The 23416-nt window shown below is 71.7% G+C and carries 18 protein-coding genes; 11 read left to right on the top strand and 7 right to left on the bottom strand.

The features are described 5' to 3' along the window. The 4 genes from NDW01_RS39985 to NDW01_RS39970 are packed head-to-tail and all read left to right on the top strand — an operon-like array spanning nt 1 to nt 4626. Nucleotides 1-1491, top strand: a complete 1491-nt coding sequence (locus tag NDW01_RS39985; RefSeq protein WP_252829751.1) for an FGGY-family carbohydrate kinase — start codon at nt 1-3, stop codon at nt 1489-1491. After that, nucleotides 1488-2987: an FGGY-family carbohydrate kinase gene (locus tag NDW01_RS39980; RefSeq protein WP_252829750.1), complete on the top strand. Its 1500-nt coding sequence runs from the start codon at nt 1488-1490 to the stop codon at nt 2985-2987. The genes NDW01_RS39985 and NDW01_RS39980 overlap by 4 nt, the downstream gene beginning before the upstream one ends. Then, a complete protein-coding gene (locus NDW01_RS39975) occupies nt 2984-3616 on the top strand; it encodes a histidine phosphatase family protein (protein ID WP_252829749.1) in 633 nt (210 codons plus the stop codon). Before NDW01_RS39980 ends, NDW01_RS39975 begins: the two co-directional genes overlap by 4 nt. Next, a complete protein-coding gene (locus NDW01_RS39970; protein ID WP_252829748.1) occupies nt 3613-4626 on the top strand; it encodes a 2-hydroxyacid dehydrogenase in 1014 nt (337 codons plus the stop codon). Before NDW01_RS39975 ends, NDW01_RS39970 begins: the two co-directional genes overlap by 4 nt. A gap of 70 nt (nt 4627-4696) precedes the next feature. Here NDW01_RS39970 and NDW01_RS39965 read toward each other — a convergent pair whose 3' ends face one another. Then, a complete protein-coding gene (locus NDW01_RS39965) occupies nt 4697-4975 on the bottom strand; it encodes a hypothetical protein (RefSeq protein WP_252829747.1) in 279 nt (92 codons plus the stop codon). A 168-nt stretch (nt 4976-5143) separates the two neighbouring features. Continuing rightward, on the bottom strand, nt 5144-5476 hold the full coding sequence (locus NDW01_RS39960; protein ID WP_252829746.1) for a YciI family protein: 333 nt from the start codon (nt 5474-5476) through the stop codon (nt 5144-5146). A gap of 153 nt (nt 5477-5629) precedes the next feature. Between NDW01_RS39960 and NDW01_RS44135 the strand changes: the two genes are divergently transcribed. Beyond that, entirely contained in the window at nt 5630-5950 is a 321-nt protein-coding gene (locus tag NDW01_RS44135) for an NIPSNAP family protein (protein ID WP_252829745.1), read from the top strand. Between the two features lie 88 nt (nt 5951-6038). On the opposite strand, the gene NDW01_RS39950 is transcribed toward NDW01_RS44135, so the two are convergent. The 3 genes from NDW01_RS39950 to speB all read right to left on the bottom strand — a co-directional run bounded on the left by NDW01_RS39950 (nt 6039) and on the right by speB (nt 9503). Beyond that, nucleotides 6039-7151: a glycoside hydrolase family 3 N-terminal domain-containing protein gene (locus NDW01_RS39950; protein WP_252829744.1), complete on the bottom strand. Its 1113-nt coding sequence runs from the start codon at nt 7149-7151 to the stop codon at nt 6039-6041. Between the two features lie 156 nt (nt 7152-7307). Next, nucleotides 7308-8147, bottom strand: a complete 840-nt coding sequence (locus NDW01_RS39945; RefSeq protein ID WP_252829743.1) for a lysozyme — start codon at nt 8145-8147, stop codon at nt 7308-7310. Between the two features lie 297 nt (nt 8148-8444). After that, on the bottom strand, nt 8445-9503 hold the full coding sequence (gene speB / locus NDW01_RS39940; RefSeq protein WP_252829742.1) for an agmatinase: 1059 nt from the start codon (nt 9501-9503) through the stop codon (nt 8445-8447). A gap of 217 nt (nt 9504-9720) precedes the next feature. Between speB and NDW01_RS39935 the strand changes: the two genes are divergently transcribed. Together NDW01_RS39935 and NDW01_RS39930 are read left to right on the top strand one after the other, a co-directional pair. Next, entirely contained in the window at nt 9721-10494 is a 774-nt protein-coding gene (locus NDW01_RS39935) for a type 1 glutamine amidotransferase (protein ID WP_252829741.1), read from the top strand. Nucleotides 10495-10644: 150 nt separating this feature from the next. Next, nucleotides 10645-12489 carry an arabinofuranosidase catalytic domain-containing protein gene (locus tag NDW01_RS39930; RefSeq protein WP_252829740.1) on the top strand — a complete coding sequence of 615 codons (1845 nt, stop codon included), beginning with the start codon at nt 10645-10647 and terminating at the stop codon, nt 12487-12489. A 105-nt stretch (nt 12490-12594) separates the two neighbouring features. On the opposite strand, the gene NDW01_RS39925 is transcribed toward NDW01_RS39930, so the two are convergent. Continuing rightward, nucleotides 12595-13524 (bottom strand): glucose-6-phosphate dehydrogenase assembly protein OpcA, encoded by a 930-nt coding sequence (locus NDW01_RS39925; RefSeq protein ID WP_252829739.1) that lies wholly within the window; start codon nt 13522-13524, stop codon nt 12595-12597. 238 nt (nt 13525-13762) lie between these two features. Between NDW01_RS39925 and NDW01_RS39920 the strand changes: the two genes are divergently transcribed. From NDW01_RS39920 to NDW01_RS39910, 3 genes are all read left to right on the top strand, one after another. Then, nucleotides 13763-15166: a glutamate decarboxylase gene (locus NDW01_RS39920; protein ID WP_252829738.1), complete on the top strand. Its 1404-nt coding sequence runs from the start codon at nt 13763-13765 to the stop codon at nt 15164-15166. Between the two features lie 382 nt (nt 15167-15548). Continuing rightward, a complete protein-coding gene (locus NDW01_RS39915) occupies nt 15549-16913 on the top strand; it encodes a beta-1,3-glucanase family protein (protein WP_252829737.1) in 1365 nt (454 codons plus the stop codon). An 89-nt stretch (nt 16914-17002) separates the two neighbouring features. Then, a complete protein-coding gene (locus NDW01_RS39910) occupies nt 17003-18418 on the top strand; it encodes a discoidin domain-containing protein (protein ID WP_252829736.1) in 1416 nt (471 codons plus the stop codon). Between the two features lie 2 nt (nt 18419-18420). Here the strand turns inward: NDW01_RS39910 and NDW01_RS39905 are convergent, their stop codons facing one another. Then, the gene (locus tag NDW01_RS39905) at nt 18421-19431 is read right to left on the bottom strand and encodes a LacI family DNA-binding transcriptional regulator (RefSeq protein WP_252829735.1); all 1011 of its coding nucleotides are present in this window, start codon (nt 19429-19431) and stop codon (nt 18421-18423) included. 341 nt (nt 19432-19772) lie between these two features. On the opposite strand from NDW01_RS39905, the gene NDW01_RS39900 reads away from it, so the two are divergent. After that, nucleotides 19773-23327 (top strand): choice-of-anchor D domain-containing protein, encoded by a 3555-nt coding sequence (locus NDW01_RS39900; protein ID WP_252829734.1) that lies wholly within the window; start codon nt 19773-19775, stop codon nt 23325-23327. Nucleotides 23328-23416: the final 89 nt, after the last annotated feature.

Genomic DNA, 23416 nt, shown 5'->3' with positions numbered 1-23416 from the left:
ATGGCGGTCATCTGCGTCGACGCGGGCACCACGATGATCAAGGCGGTCGGCTACGGCGACGACGGCGCCGAGCTGGTGGTCGAACGCCAGAACACCACCGTGCGGAACCCGGCCCCCGGCCACGCCGAGCAGGACCCGGCCGAGGTCTGGCAGGCCGTCGTGCGCGGCGTGCGGCGGGTGCTCGAACGCCTCGGCACCCCGGTCGGCCACCTGGCGCTGACCGCGCAGGGCGACGGGTCCTGGCTGGTCGACGCGGCGGGGGAGCCGACCGGTCCGGCGATCCTGTGGAACGACGGCCGGGCCGGGCCGATCGTCGAGCGCTGGGCGCGCGAGGGCGTGCTGGAGGAGGCGTTCCGCCGCAACGGGTCGCTGACCTTCGCCGGCCTGCCGAACGCCATCCTCACCTGGTTGCGCGAGCGCGACCCGGACCGGCTCACGCGCTCGGCCGCCTCGCTGACCTGCGGCGGCTGGGTCTTCCTGCGGCTGACCGGCGAACCCGTCGCGGACCTGTCGGACGGCTCGGCGCCGTTCATGGACATCCGCGAGCGGGCCTACTCCGACGAGCTCCTCGCCCTGTACGGGATGGAGTGGGCCCGGCCGCTGCTGCCCGAGCTGCGCGGCGACGGGCGCCGCGTCGCCCCGCTGACCGCGTCCGCCGCTCGCGAGCTCGGCCTGCCCGCGGGCACGCCCGTGGTCCTCGCCCCGTACGACGTGGCGTCCACCGCGATCGGCGTCGGCGCGGTCGAGGCCGGTCAGGCCTGCACGATCCTCGGCACCACGCTGTGCACCGAGATCGTGCTGGACGAGCCGCTGCTCGACACGAATCCGTCCGGGCTGACCGTCGCGCTCGACCGGCGCTACCTGCGGGCGTTCCCGACGCTCGCCGGGGGCCAGGTGATCGACTGGGCCTGCCGCATGCTGGGCCTCGGCGGTGACCCCGCCGCGCTGTCGTTGCTGGCCGAGCAGTGCCCGCCGGGCGCGGACGGCCTGCTGTTCCTGCCGTACCTGTCACCGGCGGGGGAGCGGGCGCCGTTCCTGGACCCGAGCGCACGGGGGACGTTCCTCGGGCTGTCCATCGATCACGACCGGGAACACCTGGCCCGCGCCGTCCTCGAAGGGCTGTGCCTGGTGATCCGCGACTGCCTGACCGCCTCCGGCGAACGCCCCGTGGAGCTGCGGGTCAGCGGCGGCGGATCGGCCAGCACGGCGTGGTTGCGGATGCTCGCCGACGTGACCGGCGTCCCCGTCGTCCGCGGCGCGGATGCCGAGGCGGGCGCGCGCGGCGCGTTCATCGTCGGCGCGGTGGCCACCGGCCGGGCCGACGGCGAGCGCGAGGCCGCCGGCGCCTACGTCCGGCCCGGCGAGGTCTTCGCACCGGATCCCGCGAACGCCGAGCGCTACGCTCGCACGTACGAGGCGTTCCTCGAGGTGCGCGGCGCGACCGCGGCGGCGTGGCCGACGCTCGCGAGCCTGCGCGGGGGAGCCGAATGAGCGGCGACGAGGTCTGGCTCGGCGTCGACCTGGGCACCCAGAGCGTACGGGTCGTCGCCGTCACGGCCTCCGGCCGGATCGCCGGCGCCGGTGCCGAGCCGCTGACCGGACGGCGTGCGGCGGGCCGCCACGAGCAGGACCCCGAGGACTGGTGGCGGGCGACCGCGGCCGCCTGCGGGCGGGCGCTGCGCGAGGTACCCCCCGGCGCGGTGCGCGCCGTCGCCGTCGACGGCACCTCCGGGACGATCCTGCTGACCGACGCCGACGGGACGCCGCTGACGCCCGGCCTCATGTACGACGACACGCGCGCCACCGAAGAGGCCCGCCGGGCCGACGAGGCCGGCGCCGCGGTGTGGGCGGAGCTGGGCTACCGGCGGATGCAGCCCGCGTGGGCACTGCCGAAGCTGCTGTGGCTGCTGGCTCGGCACCAGGGGCCGGCCCGCCTCGCCCACCAGGTCGACTTCGTCAACCGGCGGCTGGCCGGCCACGCCGTGCCCGCCGACCTCAGCAACGCGCTGAAGACCGGCGCGCACCTGATCGAGGAGACCTGGCCGGCCGGCGTCATGGACGCCCTCGGCGTACCCGCCGACACCCTGCCGGACCTCGTACGGCCCGGCACCCGCATCGGCACGGTGTGCGCGGCCGCGACCGAGGCCACCGGCATTCCCCGGGGCACCCCGATCATCGCCGGCATGACCGACGGCTGCGCCGCGCAGCTCGGCGCCGGGCGGCTGACCGTCGGCTCGTGGAACTCCGTGCTCGGGACCACGCTCGTGCTGAAGGGCGTCACCGAAGAGCTCGTCCACGACCCGTACGGCGCGGTGTACTCCCACCGGGCGCCGGACGGCGAATGGCTGCCCGGCGGCGCGTCGAGCACCGGCGCCGGCGTGCTCGCCCGCGACTTCGCCGGCCGTGACCTGCGCGAGCTGGACCGGCTGGCGGAGCGGCACGAGCCCGCGCGCGCCCTCGCGTACCCGCTGGTCTCCGAGGGGGAGCGGTTCCCGTTCGCGGCGCCGGACGCCCGCGGCTTCCTGCTCGGCGGCACCGGCGACGAGGCCGACGACTACGCCGCGGTCCTGCAGGGCGTCGCGTACATCGAACGCCTGTGCCTCGACCACCTCGACCTGCTCGGCGCGCCCACCGGCGGCGACATCACCCTCACGGGCGGCGCGGCGCGCAGCGCGTACTGGTGCCGGCTCCGCGCCGACGTCCTCGGCCGGCCGGTGATCCTCCCGGCCGACCCCGAACCCGCGCTCGGCGCCGCCGTCCTGGCCGCCTCGCCGGGCCGCCGCGTCGCCGAGGTCGCCGCCGAGATGGTCGCGGTCCGCGAAACGATCGACCCGGGCCCGCGTGCCGACCGGTTCGACGATGGGTACCTGCGCCTGGTGGGCGAGCTGGAACGGCGCGGCTGGCTGCCCGCGCCCACGGCCGCCCACGCACGCGCACGCGCGGCGTCCGACCGGGCGGCGCCGACTCAGGAAGGAACGTCACGATGACCCAGCTCGTCCTCGTCCGCCACGGAGAGACCGAGTGGCACGCGGAGAATCGCTACGCGGGCGTCAGTGACGTCGCACTGACCGCGCGCGGCCTCGAACAGGCACAGCAGCTCGCCGCCTGGGCGAAGACGGCCGGGCTCGCCGCCGTCTGGACCTCCGATCTCACCCGCGCCCAGCTGACCGCGACCGCCTGCGCAGAGGTCCTCGGCGTGCCCGCGAACGTCGACGAGCGGCTGCGCGAGCTGGACTTCGGGCACGCGGAGGGGCTGACCCACGATGAGATGCACGAGCAGTTCCCGGACGCGCTGCGGGCGTTCCGCGCCGACCCGGTCGCCGACCACCTCCCCGGCGGCGAGGACCCCACCGAGGCGGTGCGCCGGTTCACCGGCTGCCTGTACGACCTCGTCGACCGGTACCCCGGCGAGCGGGTCCTCGTCGTCGCGCACACCACCGCCATCCGGCTCGCGCTGTGCGAGCTGATCGGGGCGCCGCTCCGCGACTACCGGCGCATCTTCCCGTCGGTGCGCAACTGCGCGCTGACCGAGATCCGCCTCACCCGCGAGGAGGCCGCCCTGCTGGAGTTCAACACCCCCATCGAAAGCTTCAACGCCGTCCGGGAGACCGCATGACCACCCGCCTGCTCGCGGCAGGAGACCACTTCGTCCTCAACCGGCTCCTCATCGACGCCGTACGGGCCCGGGCCCCGCGTGAACTGGAGTTCGCCGAGATCACCCTGGACTGGCCGATCGTGCCGTTCGGCCGGGTCGCCGAGGTCGACGAGGCGTCCGGCACCGAGGACCAGATGATCGAGGCGCTCGCCGGCGCGGAGATCTGCCTCACCCAGATGGCGCCGCTGACCCGCCGCGTCATCGAGGCGTGCCCGAAGCTCAAGCTGATCGGGATCGGCCGCGGAGGCCCGGTCAACGCGAACCTGGAGGCGGCGGCCGAGCACGGCGTGACCGTCTGCTATGCGCCCGGCCGCAACGCCGGCGCCACCGCCGAGCACACCCTCGGCATGATCCTCGCCGCCGCGCGCCGCATCCCGCAGACCCACGCCGAGCTCACCGCCGGCCGCTGGCGCAGCGACTACTACCGCTACGACGAGGTCGGCATCGAGCTGTCCGGCAGCACGGTCGGGCTGGTGGGCGGCGGCGCGGTCGGCCACCGGGTCGCCCAGATGCTCGCCGCCCTCGGCGCGCACGTGCTCATCCACGACCCGTACCTGACCGAGACCACCGTCGGCGAGCTGGTCTCCCTCGACGAGCTGCTGTCCCGATCGGACGTCGTCACGCTGCACGCCCGCGTCACCCCGGAGACCACGGGGATGATCGGCGCGCCCCAGATCGCCGCGATGCGGCCCGGCGCCGTCATCGTCAACTGCGCGCGCGGCGCCCTCCTCGACTACGAGGCCGTCTGCGACGCCATCGAGGGCGGTCACCTGTTCGGCGCCGCGTTCGACGTCTTCCCCGAGGAGCCGATCCCGGTGGAGTCGCGGCTGCTGACCACGCCGGGCGTCGTGCTGACGCCCCACCTGGCCGGCGCCAGCCGCCAGACCGCCGCGAACGCCGCCCGCATCCTCGCCGAAGACGTCGCCCGCCACCTGCGCGGCGAGCCTTTGGCCCACGTGGCGAAGGCGTGACGTCCGCCGGCGGCCGCCCGTCGTTCCCCCCTGGCGATCGCTGCGTCCTAACGGCCGCGATCGCCAGGGATCAGCCCGTGACGGGCCGGCGCCGGCCCGCCGCTCGCCGAGCCCAGGACACGTCGATGTCGGTGGCCGGCACGCGACCTGTGGCGCCCACCCGGTCGGCCGGCCATCGGAGCACCGAGGCCCCGCCCACTCCGATCTCCCAGCAGCGCCATCCCTCCCGGATGCCCAGGTCATCGATATGACGGAACGTCCACGGGTCGACCAACGTCGCCAGGGCGTCGAAGCGCGTCCCGGCCTCGGCCTGCCGGTCGTCCAGAAGATAGCCGTCATCGGGCGCCATGAGCCGATGATGCCCGTCGCCCCGGACCCGCACCTCGTATCCCGGGCGGGACGCTGCGCGGCCGGTTCCCCCGCCGGCCGGCTGCCCGCCTGACCCGGCGCGGACCGGCGGGCCTACCGGGCCGTTGCCATCATCGCGCCGCACGGCTCTCCGCGTCGAGCCGGCGGCCTACGGCGCTTCCCGCAACGGCCACACCTCGACGACCCCGTGCGCGACCGCGCACGGGGTCCGTGACACGAGCTCGACGGCTTCCTCCAGCGTCGCCGCCTCAATGATCGCGAATCCGGCGACCGGGAGAGCGGACGACATGAACGATCCGTGCTCCACGGCCAGGCCGGCACCGTCGTGGTTCCGCACCTGTACGGGCGAGCCGGCGACCCCCATGTCGGCTCCCGCCGCGAGCAGGCGAGTGTCATGCGCGTGCGCCTGGTCGCGGATCGCCGCGTCGGTGCGGTCGTAACCTTCCTGGTCGCCATACCCGATGGTCACGAACTTCGCCATGGCCGTTCCTCCTTCGGTCCGTGCGAACTGCTCAGGAGTACCGACCTTCATCGCGCCCCCGACTCATCGGTGCACCCGCGCCCATGTCGGGGAAGACGCGACCGGCCGCCGCCGGCGGGGCCGCAAGTGATCATCGGCGATGTAGGGTCAACTGTGATCACTTGTGTCGTCGAGTACGTCATCGATCCCGCGAAGATCGACGCGTTCGAGCGCTTCGGCCGCCGCTGGATGGAGCTGGTCGATCTCCACGGCGGCACGCACCACGGGTACTTCCTGCCGGCCGAAGGCGCGAGCGACAAGGCCCTGGCCCTGTTCAGCTTCCCCAGCCTCGCCGCCTATGAGGAGTACCGCGGCCTCTTCGGCGTCGACCCCGACTTCGTCGAGGCCGATCGGATCAGGGACGAGAGCGGGTGTGTGCTCCGCTACGAACGGACCTTCATGCGGCCGTTGCTCCCTGAGGCGAAAGAAGGCTGACCACGACCGGCGCCCGGGCCACACCGCGCCGGCGCGGCGACGGGCGGCGGCGCGCGCGGCCGGTCCGCGCGCGCCCCGCCCGCCGGCGTCAGGCCAGGCCGGTCCGCAGGTTCGTCACACGCGCCCGGGCGGCGTCGAACGCGCTCTGGCCGAGTTGTCCGTTCCGTAGGGCGTCGGCCAGGCCGGTGACCGCGCTCTGGGCGTAGCTCGGGTCCTCCCCGCAGACCAGCAGGAGGTCCATGCCGGCCTTCGCGGCCGAGACCGCCCGCTGCGCCGTGGTGCCGAAGTTCGACAGCGCGCCGGCGACGAGCGCGTCGGTGATCGTCACCCCGGTGAAGCCGAGCCTGCCGCGCAGTTCGTTCTGCACGATGGTCGGCGACAGGCCGGCGGGCAGTTTGGCGTCCAGCGCCGGGTAGACCGCCCAGGACACCATGACCAGCTTGACGCCGGCGCCGATCGCCGGACCGTACGGCGCCTCGTCGATGGACCGCAGGTTCGACGCCGAGACGTTCAGCGTGACCGGCCCGTTGTCGGTGTTCTGGGTCTTGCTCGCCGGGCCCAGGCCCGGGAAGTGCTTGGCGGTCGCCGCGACGCCGACCGCCTGCTGCGCGCGGATGAACGCGCTGCCGCACTGGCCGCAGACGGCCGGGTCCTTGCTGTAGGACCGGCCGTACTGGTCGTCGAAGTCACCGGCGGTGCGGTACACGTCGAGCACCGGGGCGAGGTTGACGTTCATGCCGACGCTCGCGAGGAGGCGGCCGGCCTGGTCTCCGGCGTCGGTGGCGGCCGCCACGGGGTCGGCGGACTGGCCGATCTGCTTCTCCGACATGGTCGGGCCGCCCGGCAGCCGGCGTACCTGGCCGCCCTCCTGGTCGGTCATCAGCAGCAGGGGCGCGGTGACCGGGCTGGACCGGTTCGCCTCCTGGAGGTCGGCGCAGACGGAGGCGATCTGGCTGAGGCTTGAGATGTTGTCGCCGAAGAAGATGACGCCCGCGGCCTTGCCCGCCGCGATCGCGTCCAGCAGGGACTGCGGCACGGTCGTGCCCGAGTAGGAGTAGATGACCCGCTGCCCGGCCTGCTGCTCCGGCGTCAGGGTCACCGCGGGGCGTACGGTCCGGCCGGCGGCCCGTGCGGTCCCGGTCAGGCCGGCCGTGGCGAAGGCCGCCCCGGCTCCGGCGATCAACGCGCGGCGCCTGGTCATGGAGTTGTCGTGCATCTCGGGGTCGCGCGCCCGGCAGTCGCCGTGACGGCCGGGCGCGCTGCCTTCCTTCCTGTCCGAGGGGTCGCCGGGAGGATCCGGCCGTACGCCGGGGTACCGGGCCGGGTGCGTCCGCGTACGCGCCCGGCCCGGTCCCGCTCAGCCGTTGGCGAGTGCCTTGACGCGCGTGATGTCGCCGTTGAAGTAGTCCTGGTCGCCGGGGAAGGTGCCGCTGTCGGCGAACTGCCAGATGGTCTGGTAGCCCCAGTTGTACGGCATCGGGCCCGGGGACCCGTTGTAGTTGGCGAGCATCAGCGGGTTGGTGGAGGAGAAGTCGCCGGTGTTGCCGGTGCATTGGCTCCACCAGCTCGTCGCCGTGTAGATGACCGGCCAGCGGCTGGTCTTGGCGTGGTACTCGTTGCTGAAGGAGAGGATCCAGTTGACCATCCCGGACGGCGACAGCCCGTAGCAGGCCGCGCCGTAGGGGTTCCACTCCATGTCGAGCATGCCGGGGAACGTCATGCCGTCCCTGGACCAGCCGCCGCCGTGGGCGACGAAGTAGTCGGCCTGGGCGGCGCCGGAGGAGGTGTTCGGCGTCGCGAAGTGGTAGGCGCCGTGCACGATCCCGGCGTAGTACGCGCCGGTGTACTGCTGGCTGAAGTAGGGGTTGGTGTAGTTCGTCGACTCGGTCGCCTTGACGTAGGCGAACTTCGCGCCGTTGGCGGCGACGGTGGACCAGTTGACGTTGCCCTGCCACCCGCTGACGTCCAGGCCCGGGGTCTGGGCGACGTTGGGCCGGATGATCGCCTGGCCCGACCCGGGCTCGTGCTTGGCGACCTGGGAACCCAGCCAGTCGCGATCCGGATGGGTGATCGGGTTCGGGGCGGCGGAGGCCGTCTGCGCGCCGGTGAAGAGCGCGCCGCAGAGGGCGACGGCGGCGGAGAGCGCCGTGAGACACGACGTACGCGCCGTACGGGGGGAGCGCTTGAATGGTGACACGTGATCCTCCAAGGAGGGGCCTGGGGACTGTCCGTGTACTCCGCGGGGGACGCTCGCGCTGTCGGTAGCGGTGGCGGGGGGACCGCGGATCGGGGGGCGGGGATCGTTCCTTCCGGGCTCGGGGTGCCCACCTAGTAGATAACTTGCGCGGCCGCCCGCGAAAAAGTGGAAAATTATCCCAACTGGCGCAGTCGAATTGGCGAGATCTCGCGTCTCTCCCGGTCACGGCGGTCCGACCGGGAATGCGATGCGAGCGAGGCCGGCCGAAGGTTCAGCGGCTCTTCGTCGGCCGTACGATCACGGGGCCGCCGGTTCGGTGGCGTCGCCGGGGTTCGCGGACCGGCTCGGACGGCGGTTCGCGAGCAGAGGCTCGGCCGGGTCCCAGCGGGTGCCGTCGGTGGCGTCCCTGCGGCGCCGGGCCATCGCCGAGAGCGCCTCCAGGACCACCCGGTTGCCGAGGTAGGCGGTGATGTCGGCGTGGTCGTACGGCGGGGCCACCTCGACGACCTCGAGCCCGACGACGGGCAGCTCGTAGCAGGTGCGGCGGACCGCGTCGAGGAGCTGGCGCGCCGACAGGCCGCCGGGCTCGGGCGTGCCGGTGCCGGGGGCGTGGCCGGGGTCGCAGACGTCGATGTCCACGGAGAGGTAGACGCCGTCGCAGTCGTCGAGGGCGATGCCGTACGCCTCGGTGAGGCACTCGTTCAGGCCCCTGGTCACGATCTCGGTCATCTCGTACGAGCGCATGCGCCGGTCGGCCATCCAGTCCAGGATGTCCGGACCCGGCCAGTAGCCGCGCAGGCCGATCTGCAGGAAGCGATCGCCCCGGATGGCGCCGGACTCGATGAGGCGCCGCATGGGCTGCCCGTGGCCGTACAGGTGGCCGAACTCGATGTGCCCGGTGTCGGCGTGGGCGTCGAAGTGGAGCATGGAGACGCGGCCGAAGCCGTGGTGGCGGGCCACGCCGGTGGCGTCCGGCAGCGCCACGGTGTGGTCGCCGCCGAGCACGATGGGAATCGCGCCGGAGGCGGCGATGCGGGCGACGGCGTCCTCGATGGCGCGCAGGCTGCCCTCGATGTCGCCGGCGTAGGTCTCGACGTCACCGGCGTCCAGCACGCGCAGGTCCTGCAGGGCGTCGACCCGCATCGCGAGGCTGGGGCGGGAGCCGTCGTGCGGCAGATAGCAGGCTTGGCGGATGGCATTGGGCCCGAAGCGTGCTCCGGGCCGGTGCGAGGTGCCGCCGTCGAAGGGCGCGCCCAGGATGACCACGTCCGCGTCGCCGGGGAGATCGTTCAGGTCACAGCGGTCCACGCCGAGGAAGGTGATGTCGGGACCGAACATCTGACCGTAGCGGCTCACTGTGATTCCTCCACTGCCGTGCGGTCGGCGTCGGCGTCTACTGTTTCGGTGCGGCAGGACGCTGGAACGTGCGGATTCGGTTCCCGCTGACCTCGTAGGCAACGGATCCGGATGGTATTGGGTGCGTGGCGCGTCGGCAAGCGGGTCGGTGGCGTACACGGGTGAACCGATCCCGGGCGGTGCGACGCCGTCCCAGTGAGATCGATACCGTTCACCGGTGACTTCTTCGTCTCTTCGGGCTCCTCGTGTCCTCGCCGTCCAGAACTCGGAGGGCAGCGGGATCGGGCGATTGCTGCCATGGTGGGAGGAGATGGGCCTTCAGGTGGAGGTGGTCCCCGGCGCCGCGACCCCCGCCACGCCGGAGGACTTCGACGCGGTCGTCCTGCTCGGCGGCGGCTTCCTGCCCGACGACGACCGGCGCGCCCCGTGGCTGCCGGTGGAGTGGGAGCTCACCCGGCGCGCGGTGGCCAATGGTGTTCCGCTGCTGGGCATCTGCCTGGGCGCCCAGGTGCTCGCGGCCGCGGTCGGCGGCACGGTGCGCGGGAACCACGGACGGCCCGAGCGCGGGTCCTGCCCGGTCTCGCTGCGCCGTGAGGCCGGAACCGATCCGCTGTTCGCCGGGTTGTCCGGGGAACTCCGCTTCATCCAGAACCACCGGGACCAGATCACCGAGCTTCCGCCGGGCGTCGTACGCCTCGCCGAGAGCGAGGCCTGCCCGGTGCAGGCGTTCCGCGTGGGGGAGTGCGCGTGGGGCGTGCAGTTCCATCCGGAGGCCGGCGCCGACCGCCTCGACCGCTGGGACGAGGCGGCTCTGGCCGAGGCGGGGTTGGACCTGCGGGCGCTCCGCGCCGAGGCCGAGCAGGCCGAGCCGCAGTCGGCGCGGAACGCGAAACGCCTCGCCGCCAACTTCGCCGCACTCGTGCGCGAGACCGCCGCTGAGCCCTCCGGCGGCGTCGTCGGAGCGCAAGAATTCCACGAAATCCAACAATGACGGCAGGCCAATTCCACAAGCTCGCCAATGTATTGACGCGATCGACCAGACTGCTTACTGTCACGTCAACATCTAGATGTCCCCGCCAGTGAGTCTGCCGCGCCGGCACCGCAGACGAGTCGCTCTCCTTCGCCTTCTGGAGCCGTCGCTATGCGCAGACATCGCCCCGCCCTCGGTCGGCGCGTCCTGTGGTCCATCGGCGCGATCATCGTCCTCCTCTTCGGCCTGGCCGGCCTGACCGGTACGGCGCAGGCCGCCACCTCCCTGCCGTGCGACATCTACGGTGCCGCCGGCACGCCCTGCGTCGCCGCGCACAGCACCGTGCGCGCCCTGTTCGCCGGGTACTCGGGCCCCCTCTACCAGCTCACCCGCGCCTCCGACCACGCCACGCACGACGTGGGCGTGCTGGCGGCGGGCGGCTACGCGAACGCCGCCGATCACGACGCGTTCTGCAACGGCACGACCTGCAGCATCACGAAGATCTACGACCAGACGTCGCGCCACAACGACCTGACCCCGTCCCCGGCGGGCACGGCGGGCACCGGCGCCGACTCGCCCGCGGACGCGAGCGAGATCGAGGTCACCGCCGGCGGCCACAAGGTGTACGGCGTCTGGATCTCCCCGCAGCACGGCTACCGGCACGCCGTCGGGTCCGGCGTGGCGCAGAACGGCCAGCCCGAGGGGATGTACATGGTGGCCAGCGGCACGCACGTCGGATCCGCGTGCTGCTTCGACTACGGCAACGCCGAAGCGGTCCCGTCCGACACCGGCAACGGCCACATGGACGCCGTCAGCATCGCGACGACGTGTTACTTCGCGCCGTGCACGGGCTCGGGGCCGTGGGTGGAGGCGGACCTGGAGAACGGGATGTTCCAGGGCGCCGACGGCTCCAACACCGCGAACCTCGGCAACAACAGCACCTACGTCACGGCGCTGCTGAAGAACAACGGCCAGACGACGTACGCCCTCAAGGGCGGCAACGCGCAGTCCGGCGGCCTGAGCACCTGGTGGAACGGCGCACTGCCGAACCGCGGCGGCTACATCCCGATGCACCAGGAGGGTTCGATCATCCTGGGCACGGGCGGGGACAACAGCAACTGGAACATGGGCACCTTCTTCGAAGGCGTGATGACCTCCGGTTACCCGACCGACGCCGCCGACAACGCCGTGCAGGCGAACATCGTCTCGGTCGGTTACTCCGGCCAGACGAACGTCCCGAACGGTCCGCAGGGAACGATCACCGGTCCGGGCGGCAAGTGCGTCGACGTCATCGGCGACGACACCGGCACGAACGGCACCGGCGTCAACCTCTGGGACTGCCAGTCGTACGCCGAGGACCAGCACTGGGAGCACTTCGCCGACGACTCGCTGCGCACCCTCGGCCGCTGCCTCGACGTCACCGGCAATGGGACCGCGAACGGCACGCAGGTGCAATTGTGGGACTGCAACGGCGGCGGCGCGCAGGTCTGGGTGCAGCAGGCGGACGGTTCGCTGCGCAATCCGCAGTCCGGGCGCTGCCTCGACTCGCCGAGCGGTTCCACGGCGAACGGGACACGGCTGCAGATCTATGACTGCAACGGCTCCGCGGCGCAGAAGTTCGCGGTGAACGGCGGCGGCGCGATCGTCGGGCCGGGCGGCAAGTGCGCCGACGTCCTCGGCGACGACACGGGCGCCAACGGCACGGCGGTCAACCTCTGGGACTGCCAGTCGTACGCCGAGGACCAGCACTGGGTGCACCTGTCCAACGGTGCTCTGCGCACCCTCGGCCGCTGCCTCGACATCAACGGCAACGGGACCGCGAACGGCACGCAGGTCGAGTTGTGGGACTGCAACGGCGTGGGCGGTCAGGTCTGGCAGCAGCAGGCGGACGGTTCGCTGCGCAATCCGCAGTCCGGCCGCTGCCTCGACTCGCCGAGCGGTTCCACGGCGAACGGCACGCGGCTGCAGATCTATGACTGCAACGGCTCCGCCGCGCAGAAGTTCGCCCTCGGGTGACACCGGTCTCGTCAGGTGAGGTCCGCCGGTCCGGCGGGCCTCACCGCCCGGCCTCACCGCCCGGCCTCACCGCCCGGCCTCACCGCCCGGCCTCACCGCCCGGCCTCAGAAGGTCATGCGATCGGGGCCGCACTCGCCCTTCGCGCACCGGGTCACCGCCTCCTTATACGCGTTGTCGGGGTCGAGATGGCGGAGTTCCTCGGCGATCAGTTCGGCGGTCGGACGCCGGTGCAGCGCGACCTGGCGGTCCGGTTGATCGGGCCGGGACAGGGTCGCGACCCTGCCGTCCGGGCGGGTCACCGCGATCTGACCGAACCTGGTGGACAGCCGTACGGCGGTGATGCCGGGCCCGCAAGTCGAGCGCACCTCGCAGGGCACGGACAGGCGTGCGGCGAGCCAGCCGCCGAGCAGCTCGGCGCTCGGATTGTTGGGTTCTGCCTTGACCTCGGCGGCCGTGATGTCGGTGTCGGGCGGCCGGTCGAGTATCGCCGCCAGCAGCGACCGCCACGGTGTGATGCGCGTCCAGGCGAGGTCGGTGTCGCCGGGGGAGTACGCCTCCGCGAGCCGCCTGAGCGTGTCCAGCGGATCCAGGCCGCTGGCCGCGTCGGTGACCCGGCGCTGGGCCATGGCTCCGAGCGGGTCGCCGCTCGGCCGCTCGGGCGGTGTGCCCGGCCACCAGATGACGACCGGCGTGTCAGGCACGAGCAAGGGCAGCACGACCGAGTCGGCGTGCTCGGCGACCTCGCCGTACAAGCGCAGCAGTACGGTCTCACCCGGGCCCGTCTCGCCCAGGCGCACCTCGGCGTCGAGCCGGGCCTCCTCCGCGGTGTCGCGCGGGATGACACCCAGGATCCGGCACGGGTTCTCACGGGCCGCCTGGGTCGACGCGCGCACCGCGTCGTACTGGGCCGCCTCATTCGTGACGATGACCAACGTCAGGACCTTGCCGGTGGCCACGCCGCCCATCCTGTGCCGGGTGGTGGTGAGCGCGGCCTGGATCTTACGGGTGTCGGCGTTCGCGAGCTCGATGATCATCGAAGGAGTCGCCTCCCGCCCTGTCACGGGCTGATTTCGGCCTGCTGCCTTTCCATTCTCCCGGTTCCGGGAATCGCGACGGACGCCAGGCCCCACCCGGGCGAGGGCTGCGACGTGGGCGGACGTCTCGCTTCCCCCGTCGTGGAACCGTTCATAAGTGGCCTTTAGCCGCCGCCTGCCCGGCCTAGGGCGACCGCCTGCGAGACTGGCTCGCGGTGGGTGCGGGGGAGGAGCGAAGGTGGCGTCACAGAGTGACGGGAAGACCCGGCAGGCGTCCATATGGGTGAACCCCCTGTTCGGGGAGGCCGATCCGGTTTCCGGTGTCACGGCGGTCCTGCCCCGGCACCGGCTGCCCGAGAGGCCGATGGCGCCGGCGACGGCGGCTCGGCTGATCCGCGACGAGTTGATGCTCGACGGGAATCCGCGGCTCAACCTGGCCACCTTCGTGACCACCTGGATGGAGCCGGAGGGGCACGCCCTCATGGGCGACACCGCCGACCGGAACCTGATCGACAGGGACGAGTACCCCGCGACCGCCCAGCTGGAAGAGCGGTGCGTCTCGATACTGAGCCATCTGTGGAACGCCCCGGATCCCGACGCTCGCGTCGGCACCTCCACCATCGGGTCCAGCGAGGCGTGCATGCTCGGCGCGATGGCGCTCAAGCGCCGCTGGATCCACCGCAACGCCGAGCGCTACTCCCACGGCACCCGCCCGAACCTGGTGATGGGCGTCAACGCCCAGGTGTGCTGGCAGAAGTTCTGCAACTACTTCGAGGTGGAGGCACGCCTTGTGCCCATGGAGGGTGAGCGGTTCCACCTCGGCCCGGAGCAGGCCGCCGAGGCGTGCGACGAGAACACGATCGGCGTCGTCACCATCCTCGGGTCGACGATGGACGGCAGCTACGAGCCGGTCGCCGAGATCTGCGAGGCGCTCGACGGGCTGCAGGCGCGCACCGGCCTGCAGGTGCCCGTGCACGTTGACGCGGCGGGCGGCGGCATGATCGCGCCCTTCCTGGAGCCGGAGCTCGAGTGGGACTTCCGGCTGTCACGGGTCGCTTCGATCAACACCTCGGGACACAAGTACGGGCTGGTCTATCCGGGCGTCGGGTGGGTGTTGTGGCGGGATCGGCAGGCGTTGCCCGACGATCTGGTCGAGCGGGTGAACTACCTGGGCGGTGACGTGCCGACATTCACTCTCAACTTCTCCCGGCCCGGCTCTCAGGTGATCGCGCAGTACTACAACTTCCTGCGGCTCGGCCACGAGGGCTTCGCCGCGGTGCAGGGGGCCACCCGGGAAGTGGCGACGTCCCTTGCCGACCAGATCGAGGGACTCGGCTGTTTCCGGCTGCTGACCCGCGGAGACCAATTGCCGGTCTTCGCGTTCACGACCGCCGACGACATCACCCGCTTCAACGTCTTCGACGTGTCCCGGCGGCTGCGGGAGTTCGGCTGGCTCGTTCCCGCCTACACGTTCCCGGCGAACCGCGAGGACCTGGCGGTGCTGCGGATCGTCTGCCGCAATGGGTTCTCCCGCGACCTGGCCGACCGGCTGGTCGAGGACCTGCGCGGCCTGCTGCCGGAACTCGACGCTCAGGCGGAGCCGATCTACGGCCGCGAGAACGCGATGAGCTTTCACCACTGACACGGATGGTCTGGGCGAGCACGTTCCGGCGGTCGCTCGGCCACATCGGGGTGGGCCACCCCTCGGTTCCGTCTCGGCGTCGGGAGGATTTCGCCGAAGTTTCCCGGGTCCAATGGTGGGGCGGACAACAAATCCCCTGGCCAGCGCATACGTCCGGCGCGCCGAGTCTTCCAGGCGCGACCATGTTACCGAAATGTTACATCCTGACTCTCTTGACTCGCGCGGGAAACGGGGCCACCTTCTCTCTGAGAGCGCTCTCAGTAAGGTTTCCCGCCGGTATCCGACGGCATCCGGCGTACCGTGACCCCCGCCCCGTCGCGGCACCGTTCGGGCCCGCCCCCGCCGGTCCCGCGTCTTCTCCCTCCGCACGAAAGGGAGCCGCATGCACTTCGACCCCCGCTCCGCGGCATCGCGCCGCACGCCGCTGCACGTCCTGGTGACCGTGTGCACCGCGATGGCACTCCTCGTCGGCTGCCTCGTCGCCGCCACCTCCGGGCCGGCCAGGGCGGCCGCCTGCGGCGGCGGCAACGTGGCGCTGAACCGCCCGACGACCGCCTCCTCCACCGAGAACTCCGGCACCCCCGCCTCGGCCGCCGTGGACGGCAGCACCGGGACGCGCTGGTCCAGCGCGTTCAGCGACCCGCAGTGGCTGCAGATCGACCTCGGCTCGTCGCAGCAGATCTGCCAGGTGGTGCTCACCTGGGAGGCGGCGTACGGGAAGGCGTTCCAGATCCAGGTGTCCGACAACCCCTCCGCCGGCTGGACCACGATCTACAGCACCACGACCGGCACCGGCGGCACCCAGACGCTGAGCGTCAACGGCACCGGACGCTACATCCGGATGTACGGGACGGCCCGCGGCACCCAGTACGGCTACTCGCTGTGGGAGTTCGCCGTCTACAGCGGGACCACCACGACCCCGCCGCCGGACTCCTTCTGGGGCGACACCAGCGGCATCCCCGCCGCCCAGAACGTCCTGATGTTCAAGATCCTGAACCGGACCAACGGCAAGTACCCCGACAGCCAGGTGTACTGGAGCTGGAACGGCCAGACGCACTCGATCGCCGAGCAGCCGTACATCGACATGCCCGCGAACTCCGCCGGCCGGATGTACTTCTACCTCGGCTCGCCGACCAGCCAGTACCGCGACTTCATCGAGTTCACCATCGGCCCGGCGGTGTTCAACGGCAACACCACGCGCGTCGACGGATTCGGCCTGAAGCTGGCGATGCGCCTGCACGCCAAGGACGGGTACGACACGCAGGTGGGAGAGGACCAGGCGACGTTCGCCGAGGACCGGGCGGCGACCTTCCAGCGGTTCCAGGACGAGGTGCCGACCGAGTTCAAGCACCTGGCCACGGTCCAGGCTCCGTACTACATCCCCGCTCCGGGCAGTGACAGCGCGTTCCGGGCCGGCGGCCAGTACGCGAACTACTTCACGAGCTACGCCCAGTCGGTCGGCGTCAACGAGAGCACCTCGAACATCACCGGCTGCGCGGGCTCACTGGCGAACAACGCCGGCATGTGCGCGGCGCTGAACCGCCACGTCGCGCAGCTGCCGCAGTCGCAGTGGTCCGACCCGACGCAGTACTACAAGGCGGCTCCGGCCAACTACTACGCCAAGTTCTGGCACGACCACGCGATCAACCACCTGGCCTACGGCTTCCCCTACGACGACTACGCCGGCCAGTCCTCGTTCATCTCCCACGGCGACCCGCAGTACCTGCTCGTCGCCGTCGGCTGGTGACCGAACCGCTCCCCGCACCACCACGGTGACCCCCGCCCACCAACGGGGTCGTACGGCCCGCGCCGTACGACCCCGGTGAAGGAGCACACATGCATCTCGAACGGCACGCGAGACGCCATCGCGAGCGGCCGCCGGCCACCGGCCGCGCCTCGTGGAAGGGCCGGCTCAGGGCCGCCGCCGGGGCGCTCGTCCTCGCCGCCGGCCTGATCACCCCGGGGGCCGCCGCCGCTCCCGCCGGAGCGAGCGCGGCACCGGCCGGAGCGGGCACGGCCGCGCCCGCCGCCGTACCCGCGCCGCCCGCCGGCTTCACCACGACCTGGAGCGACGACTTCACCGGCGCGAGCGGCACCGGCCTCAACACCGGGACCTGGAAGTACGACACCGGGCCGGGCAGCAGCTTCGGCACCGGTGAGATCGAGACGATGACCAACAGCACGGCGAACGTCTACCAGGACGGCGCCGGGCACCTCGTCCTCAAGGCCCTGCACTCGGGCTCGGACCCGCGCGCGGGCTGGACGTCCGGCCGGGTCGAGACGCAGGCCGCGACGTTCGGCGCGCCCCCGGGCGGCGTCGTGATGATGCAGGCCTCGATCCAGCAGCCGAACGTCACCACGGCGAACGGTGCCGGGTACTGGCCGGCCTTCTGGATGCTCGGCTCGACGCTGCGCACCGGCACCTCGTGGCCGACGTCGGGCGAGGTCGACATCCTGGAGGACGTCAACGGCCGCAGCTCGGTCTTCGGCACGCTGCACTGCGGCACCAACCCCGGCGGGCCGTGCAACGAGTCCACCGGCATCGGCAGCGGCGAGCACGCGTGCCCCGGCTGCCAGACCGGGTACCACACCTACGCCGTGCAGATCGACCGGTCCGTCTCGCCGGAGCAGATCCGCTGGTACCTCGACGGCAGCAACTACTTCACGCTGAGCGCGAACCGCGTGGACGCCGCGACCTGGGCGAACGCCGTCGACCACCCGTTCTTCATCATCTTCGACCTCGCGATGGGCGGCGGCTTCCCCGACGCGTTCGGCGGCGGTCCGAACTCCGCGACCGTGTCCGGCGGGCAGCTCAACGTCGACTACGTGGCCGTCTACAACAAGGCGCCGGGTGGTGGCGGGACCGGGACGAACCTGTCCCAGGGCAGGCCGACGACCGCCTCCTCGACCGAGGCTTCGGGCACCGCCGCGGCGAACGCCACCGACGGCAACACCTCGTCGCGCTGGTCGAGCGCGTTCAGCGACCCGCAGTGGCTCCAGGTCGACCTGGGTGCCGTGCACCAGCTCAGCCACGTCGTGCTGAACTGGGAGGCCGCCTACGGCAAGGCGTTCCAGATCCAGACGTCCGGCGACGGCACGAACTGGACCACCGTGTACTCGACCGGCAGCGGCACCGGAGGGGTGCAGGACGTGAGCGTCTCCGGATCCGGCCGCTATGTGCGGATGTACGGAACCCAGCGGGGGACTCCGTACGGCTACTCGCTCTGGGAGTTCCAGGTCTTCGGCAGCTGAATCTAGGCCGACTCGCGGACGACCAGCTCGGTGGGCAGGGTGACGACCGGATCGATCTCCGCCCCGTCCACCAGGCTGAGCAGCTGGCGCGCCATCCGGCGGCCGATCTCGGTGATCGGCTGCCGGATGGTCGTCAACGGGGGGTCGGTGTCCCGCGCGAGGTCGACGTCGTCGAATCCGATGACCGCGACGTCGTCCGGCACCCGCCGGCCCGCCCGGCGCAGGGTCTCGAGCGCGCCGCCGGCCATCAGGTCCGACGCGGCGAAGACCGCGTCGAGCTCCGGTTCGGCTGCGAGGAGCCGCCGCATCGCCTCCGCGCCGGAGCCGGGCGTGAAGTCGCCGACCTCGACGACGGGCCGCAGCCCCTCCGCGCGCAGGGCCTCCCGGTAGCCGGCCAGCCGGTCGATCCCCGCGACCATGTCCGGCGGGCCGGCGATCGTGACGATCCGGCGCCGCCCCGTACCGAGCAGGTGACGCACCGCGGCCACCGCGCCACCGAGGTTGTCGACACCGACGCACGGCACGGAGACCGAGCCGAGAGGGCGTTCGTTGCACACGACGGGGATCCCGATCCGGGCCAGGACCGCCGGAAGCGGGTCGGCGCCGTGCAGGGACGCGAGCATCACGCCGTCGACGTGGCGGGCGGCCACCGAGCGTTCGATCCGGTCGTGGCTCGCGGCCGATCCGGCCAGCATCAGCACCAGTTGCTTGTCGGCGGCCTCCAGCTCCTGGCTGATGCCCTGGACGACCCCTGCGAAGAACCGGTCGGCGGAGAACACGCGGGTCGTCGGCTCGGGCACCACGAGCGCGAACAGATCGGTGCGCCGGGTCACCAGCGTTCGCGCGGCATGGTTGGGAACGTAGCCCAGCTCCTCGATGGCCCGTCGCACCGACTCCTCGCTCGCCCGTGTCACGGACAGGCCGTTCACCACGCGGGACACCGTCGCCCGCGACACGCCCGCCCGGGCCGCGACGCTCTCCAGCGTCGGCCGCTCGCCCCCTGGCCGCCCCATACGGAAGTCCCCTCTCTGCGGACGCCGCGTGATGCCGCCCACCGGTGCCGGCGCACGCGACGTGGTCATCGTCGTGACCACCGGTGACGGCCGTCAACCCACGGTCTTTCAGCGTCGGCATCGTGAGATTTTGCAGAAGTCCGAATACGAAGTTGCATCGATTTGTTCGGATATTGCGCTGGGGTGTCGGGGGAGTTACCTTCCCTGTAACACGCTCCACCCCCCCGCCCGCCCCGCCCGTCTCGGCCCTCGATCCGGTTCCTCCCGCTCGCCGGCGTGCGCGCGAGCGGGTCTTCCAGGGGTCCGTGACCGCACGGGGCCTCACCGAGAGTGAGCAGTACATGACCGATCAGTACGCGAGACGCCGAACCCGTCTCGGCGCTCTCCTCAGCGGCCTGCTCGTCGCCGTCGGCCTCGTCCTGCTGTCGGCCGGGCCCGCCGACGCGGCGGCGAGCGGCGGTGTCGGCGCGACACTGCCGTACGTCGAGGTCCAGGCGGAGAACGCCACGACGAACGGCACGGTCATCGGCCCCAGTTCCGCCTACAACACGCTGCCCGCCGAGGCCTCCTACCGCAAGGCCGTGACCCTGCAGGGCAGCGGCAAGTACGTCGAGTTCACCACCCCGGTCGCCACGAACTCGATCGTCTTCCGCTACAGCATCCCGGACAGCTCGAACGGCTCGGTCTACACGGCCCCGCTGTCCTTCTACGTCAACGGCACGAAGCAGAGCGACTTCACGCTCACCAACGCCTACAGCTGGTACTACGGGGACTACCCGTTCACCAACACGCCGGGGAGCAACCCGCACCACTTCTACGACGAGACCCACCGTCTCTTCTCGACCACCTACCCGGCGGGCACGAAGTTCCGGCTGCAGGTCGACGCGGGTGACAACGCCTCCTCCTACACGATCGACTTCGCCGACTTCGAGAACGTCTCGGGCGCCCTGTCGCAGCCGTCCGGCTCGGTCTCGGTGACCAGCAAGGGCGCCGACCCGACCGGCAGCGCCGACTCGACCGCGGCGTTCAACGCGGCGATCTCCGCGGCCGGTGCCGGTGGCACCGTCTGGATCCCCGAGGGAACATTCAAGATCCCGGGGCATCTGGTCCTGGACAACGTCACGATCAAGGGCGCCGGCATGTGGCACTCGACGATCGTCGGCGCGGCTCCCGGCTTCTACGGCGGCTGGGCGCCGAACGGCACCGCCAACGTCCACCTCGCCGACTTCGCCATCTTCGGCGACGTCCAGGAGCGCAACGACGGCGCACAGGTCAACGGCATCGGCGGCGCGCTGAGCAACTCCACCGTCGACCGGATCTGGATCGAGCACGAGAAGGTCGGCGCCTGGATGGACGGGCCCATGACGGGCCTCGTCTTCAACGGCATGCGGATCCGCGACACGACGGCGGACGGCGTCAACTTCCACGACGGCGTCACCTCCTCGAAGGTCACGAACAGCGACGTGCGCAACACCGGTGACGACGGCCTGGCGACCTGGTCCGACACCAACGCCGACGCGAACGACTCGTTCGACCACGACACCGTCCAATATCCGATTCTCGCCAACGGCATCGCCATTTACGGCGGCCACGACAACACGGTCGCCGACAACCGGGTCATCGACGCCGGCCTCACCCAGGGCGGCGGCATCCATGTCGCGCAGCGCTTCACCTCCACGCCGCTGGGCCGTACCGACGTGCTGCGCAACACGATCATCCGCTCGGGCAGCCTCGACCCGCATTGGAACTTCGGCGTCGGCGCGCTGTGGTTCGACGCACGTGACGCGGCGATGACCGGGCAGGTCAACGTCGACAACGTCCTCATCCAGCAGAGTCCGTTCGAGGCGATCCAGTTCGTCTCGGGGTCCAGCATCACGAACGTCTCCATCAACAACGCGACGATCCAGAACACCGGCACCTGGGTCGTGCAGGAGCAGGTCGGCGGCTCGGCCAAGATCACCAACAGCACCGCCACCGGGACGCAGGCGCCCGCGCCGATCTACAACTGCGGCGTCGGCTTCACGCTGACCGACGGCGGCGGCAACTCCGGCGTCTTCGGCTCGACGGGGTGCCAGAACATCACGAACCCGGCCTTCCCGCCGTACCTGCCGGACAACGGATCGCTGATCTCGATCAGCCCGACCGCGCTCGGCTTCGGCAGCGTGGCGACCGGATCGACCAGCGCCGCGCAGAACGTCACCGTCTCCAACAGCGGCACCGCCGCGGCCCCGGTCGGCTCGATCTCCACGAGCGGCGACTTCAGCCAGACCAACACCTGCGGCGGCTCGATCGCGGCCGGCGCGTCCTGCACGGTCAGCGTGAAGTTCAGCCCGACCGCAACAGGCTCGCGCACGGGCGACCTGAGCATCTCCGCGTCCGGCATCACCAACACCGTCCCGCTGTCCGGCACGGGCGTCGCACCCGGGCCGATCCTCAGCCCGAACCCGGGGAGCCTGACCTTCCCCGGCACGCTCGTCGGCCAGTCGTCGGCGACGCAGGCCGTCACGGTCACCAACACGGGCACGACGTCGGCGACCGTGTCCGGCGTCAGCGCGAGCGGCGACTACAGCCAGACCAACACCTGCTCGACCCTGGCGGTCGGCGCGTCCTGCACCGTGACCGTGAAGTTCACCCCGTCCGCGTCCGGCACCCGTACGGGCAACGTCACCGTTACCAGTAACGCCAACAACAGCCCGACCACGATCGCCCTGACCGGCAGCGGCATCGGCACCGACACCAACCTCGCCCGGGGGAAGACGGCCACGGCCAGCAGCGAGGTGAACGGCACGCAGACCGCCTCGACCGCGACCGACGGCGACGCGAACACCTACTGGGAGAGCGCGAACGGCTCGTGGCCGCAGTGGCTGCAGGTCGACCTCGGCGCCGTCTACAGCATCGGCAAGGTGACGCTGAAGCTGCCTCCGTCCTCCGCCTGGGGCACCCGCACGCAGACGCTGTCGGTGCAGACCAGCACGAACGGCTCCAGCTTCGGCACGGCCGTCGGCTCCGCGACGTACACCTTCACCTCGCCGACGAACGTGGTGAACATCCCGGTGCCGGCCACGGACGCCCGGTACGTCCGCATCAACGTCACCGCCAACTCCGGCTGGAACGCCGCGCAGGCCTCCGAGTTCGAGGTCTACCCGAGCGGGGGATCGTCCGGCGGTTCCGCGACGCTCAGCGCCAGCCCGACGTCGCTGAGCTTCGGCAGCCAGGCGGTCGGCACGACCAGCGCGGCGAAGGCCGTGACGATCACCAACACCGGCTCGGCGGCGGCCGCGCTGTCGTCCGTCGTGGCCACCGGTGACTACTCGATGACGAACAACTGCGGCAGCTCGCTGTCGGCCGGCGCGTCCTGCACCGCCAACGTGAGCTTCCGGCCGACGGCGTCCGGCACCCGTACCGGCACGCTGACGATCAACAGTGACGCGGCCGGCAGTCCGACGACCGTCGCACTGACCGGCACGGGCACGGGCACGACGTCCACCGACCTCGCGGCGGGCAGGCCCACCAGCGAGTCCAGCCACAACGACGTCTACCCGTCGGGCAACGTCACCGACGGCGACCAGAGCACCTACTGGGAGAGCGCCAACAACGCCTTCCCGCAGTGGGTCCAGGTCGACCTCGGCTCCGCGCAGACCGCGAGCCGGATCGTCCTGCAGCTGCCGGCGTCCTGGGGCGCGCGCACCGAGACGCTGTCCATCCTCGGCAGTACGAACGGGAGTGACTTCACCACCGTGAAGTCGTCCGCCGCCTACACCTTCGACCCCGCGAGCAACAACACGGTGACCATCCCGATCACCGCGACCACCCAGCGGTACATCCGGGTCAACGTCACGGCGAACACCGGCTGGCCCGCCGGCCAGATCTCCAGCCTCCAGGTCTGGAACGGCTGACCCGAGGCCGACCCGACGAGCCGGTCCATCGAGTGCCGGACCCGGTCGAAGGAGCAGGGCGGTGGGCGCCGAGGCGAGCGGGCGCGCGG

The organism is Actinoallomurus soli (assembly GCF_024055715.1).
Lineage (GTDB): Bacteria > Actinomycetota > Actinomycetes > Streptosporangiales > Streptosporangiaceae > Actinoallomurus > Actinoallomurus soli.
The sequence above is the reverse complement of the archived record's forward strand: the minus strand, read 5'-3'. Positions and strand labels throughout refer to the sequence as shown.

What these genes read in the sequence shown, in the direction of transcription:
- NDW01_RS39980 (WP_252829750.1), top strand. Translation starts at nt 1,488, where the DNA reads ATGAGCGGCGACGAGGTCTGGCTCGGCGTCGACCTGGGCACCCAGAGC.
- NDW01_RS39985 (WP_252829751.1), top strand. Translation starts at nt 1, where the DNA reads ATGGCGGTCATCTGCGTCGACGCGGGCACCACGATGATCAAGGCGGTC.
- NDW01_RS39975 (WP_252829749.1), top strand. Translation starts at nt 2,984, where the DNA reads ATGACCCAGCTCGTCCTCGTCCGCCACGGAGAGACCGAGTGGCACGCG.
- NDW01_RS39925 (WP_252829739.1), bottom strand. Translation starts at nt 13,524, where the DNA reads ATGATCATCGAGCTCGCGAACGCCGACACCCGTAAGATCCAGGCCGCG.
- NDW01_RS39910 (WP_252829736.1), top strand. Translation starts at nt 17,003, where the DNA reads ATGCATCTCGAACGGCACGCGAGACGCCATCGCGAGCGGCCGCCGGCC.
- NDW01_RS39965 (WP_252829747.1), bottom strand. Translation starts at nt 4,975, where the DNA reads ATGGCGCCCGATGACGGCTATCTTCTGGACGACCGGCAGGCCGAGGCC.
- NDW01_RS39930 (WP_252829740.1), top strand. Translation starts at nt 10,645, where the DNA reads ATGCGCAGACATCGCCCCGCCCTCGGTCGGCGCGTCCTGTGGTCCATC.
- NDW01_RS39915 (WP_252829737.1), top strand. Translation starts at nt 15,549, where the DNA reads ATGCACTTCGACCCCCGCTCCGCGGCATCGCGCCGCACGCCGCTGCAC.
- NDW01_RS39960 (WP_252829746.1), bottom strand. Translation starts at nt 5,476, where the DNA reads ATGGCGAAGTTCGTGACCATCGGGTATGGCGACCAGGAAGGTTACGAC.
- NDW01_RS39900 (WP_252829734.1), top strand. Translation starts at nt 19,773, where the DNA reads ATGACCGATCAGTACGCGAGACGCCGAACCCGTCTCGGCGCTCTCCTC.
- NDW01_RS39905 (WP_252829735.1), bottom strand. Translation starts at nt 19,431, where the DNA reads ATGGGGCGGCCAGGGGGCGAGCGGCCGACGCTGGAGAGCGTCGCGGCC.
- NDW01_RS39950 (WP_252829744.1), bottom strand. Translation starts at nt 7,151, where the DNA reads ATGACCAGGCGCCGCGCGTTGATCGCCGGAGCCGGGGCGGCCTTCGCC.
- NDW01_RS39970 (WP_252829748.1), top strand. Translation starts at nt 3,613, where the DNA reads ATGACCACCCGCCTGCTCGCGGCAGGAGACCACTTCGTCCTCAACCGG.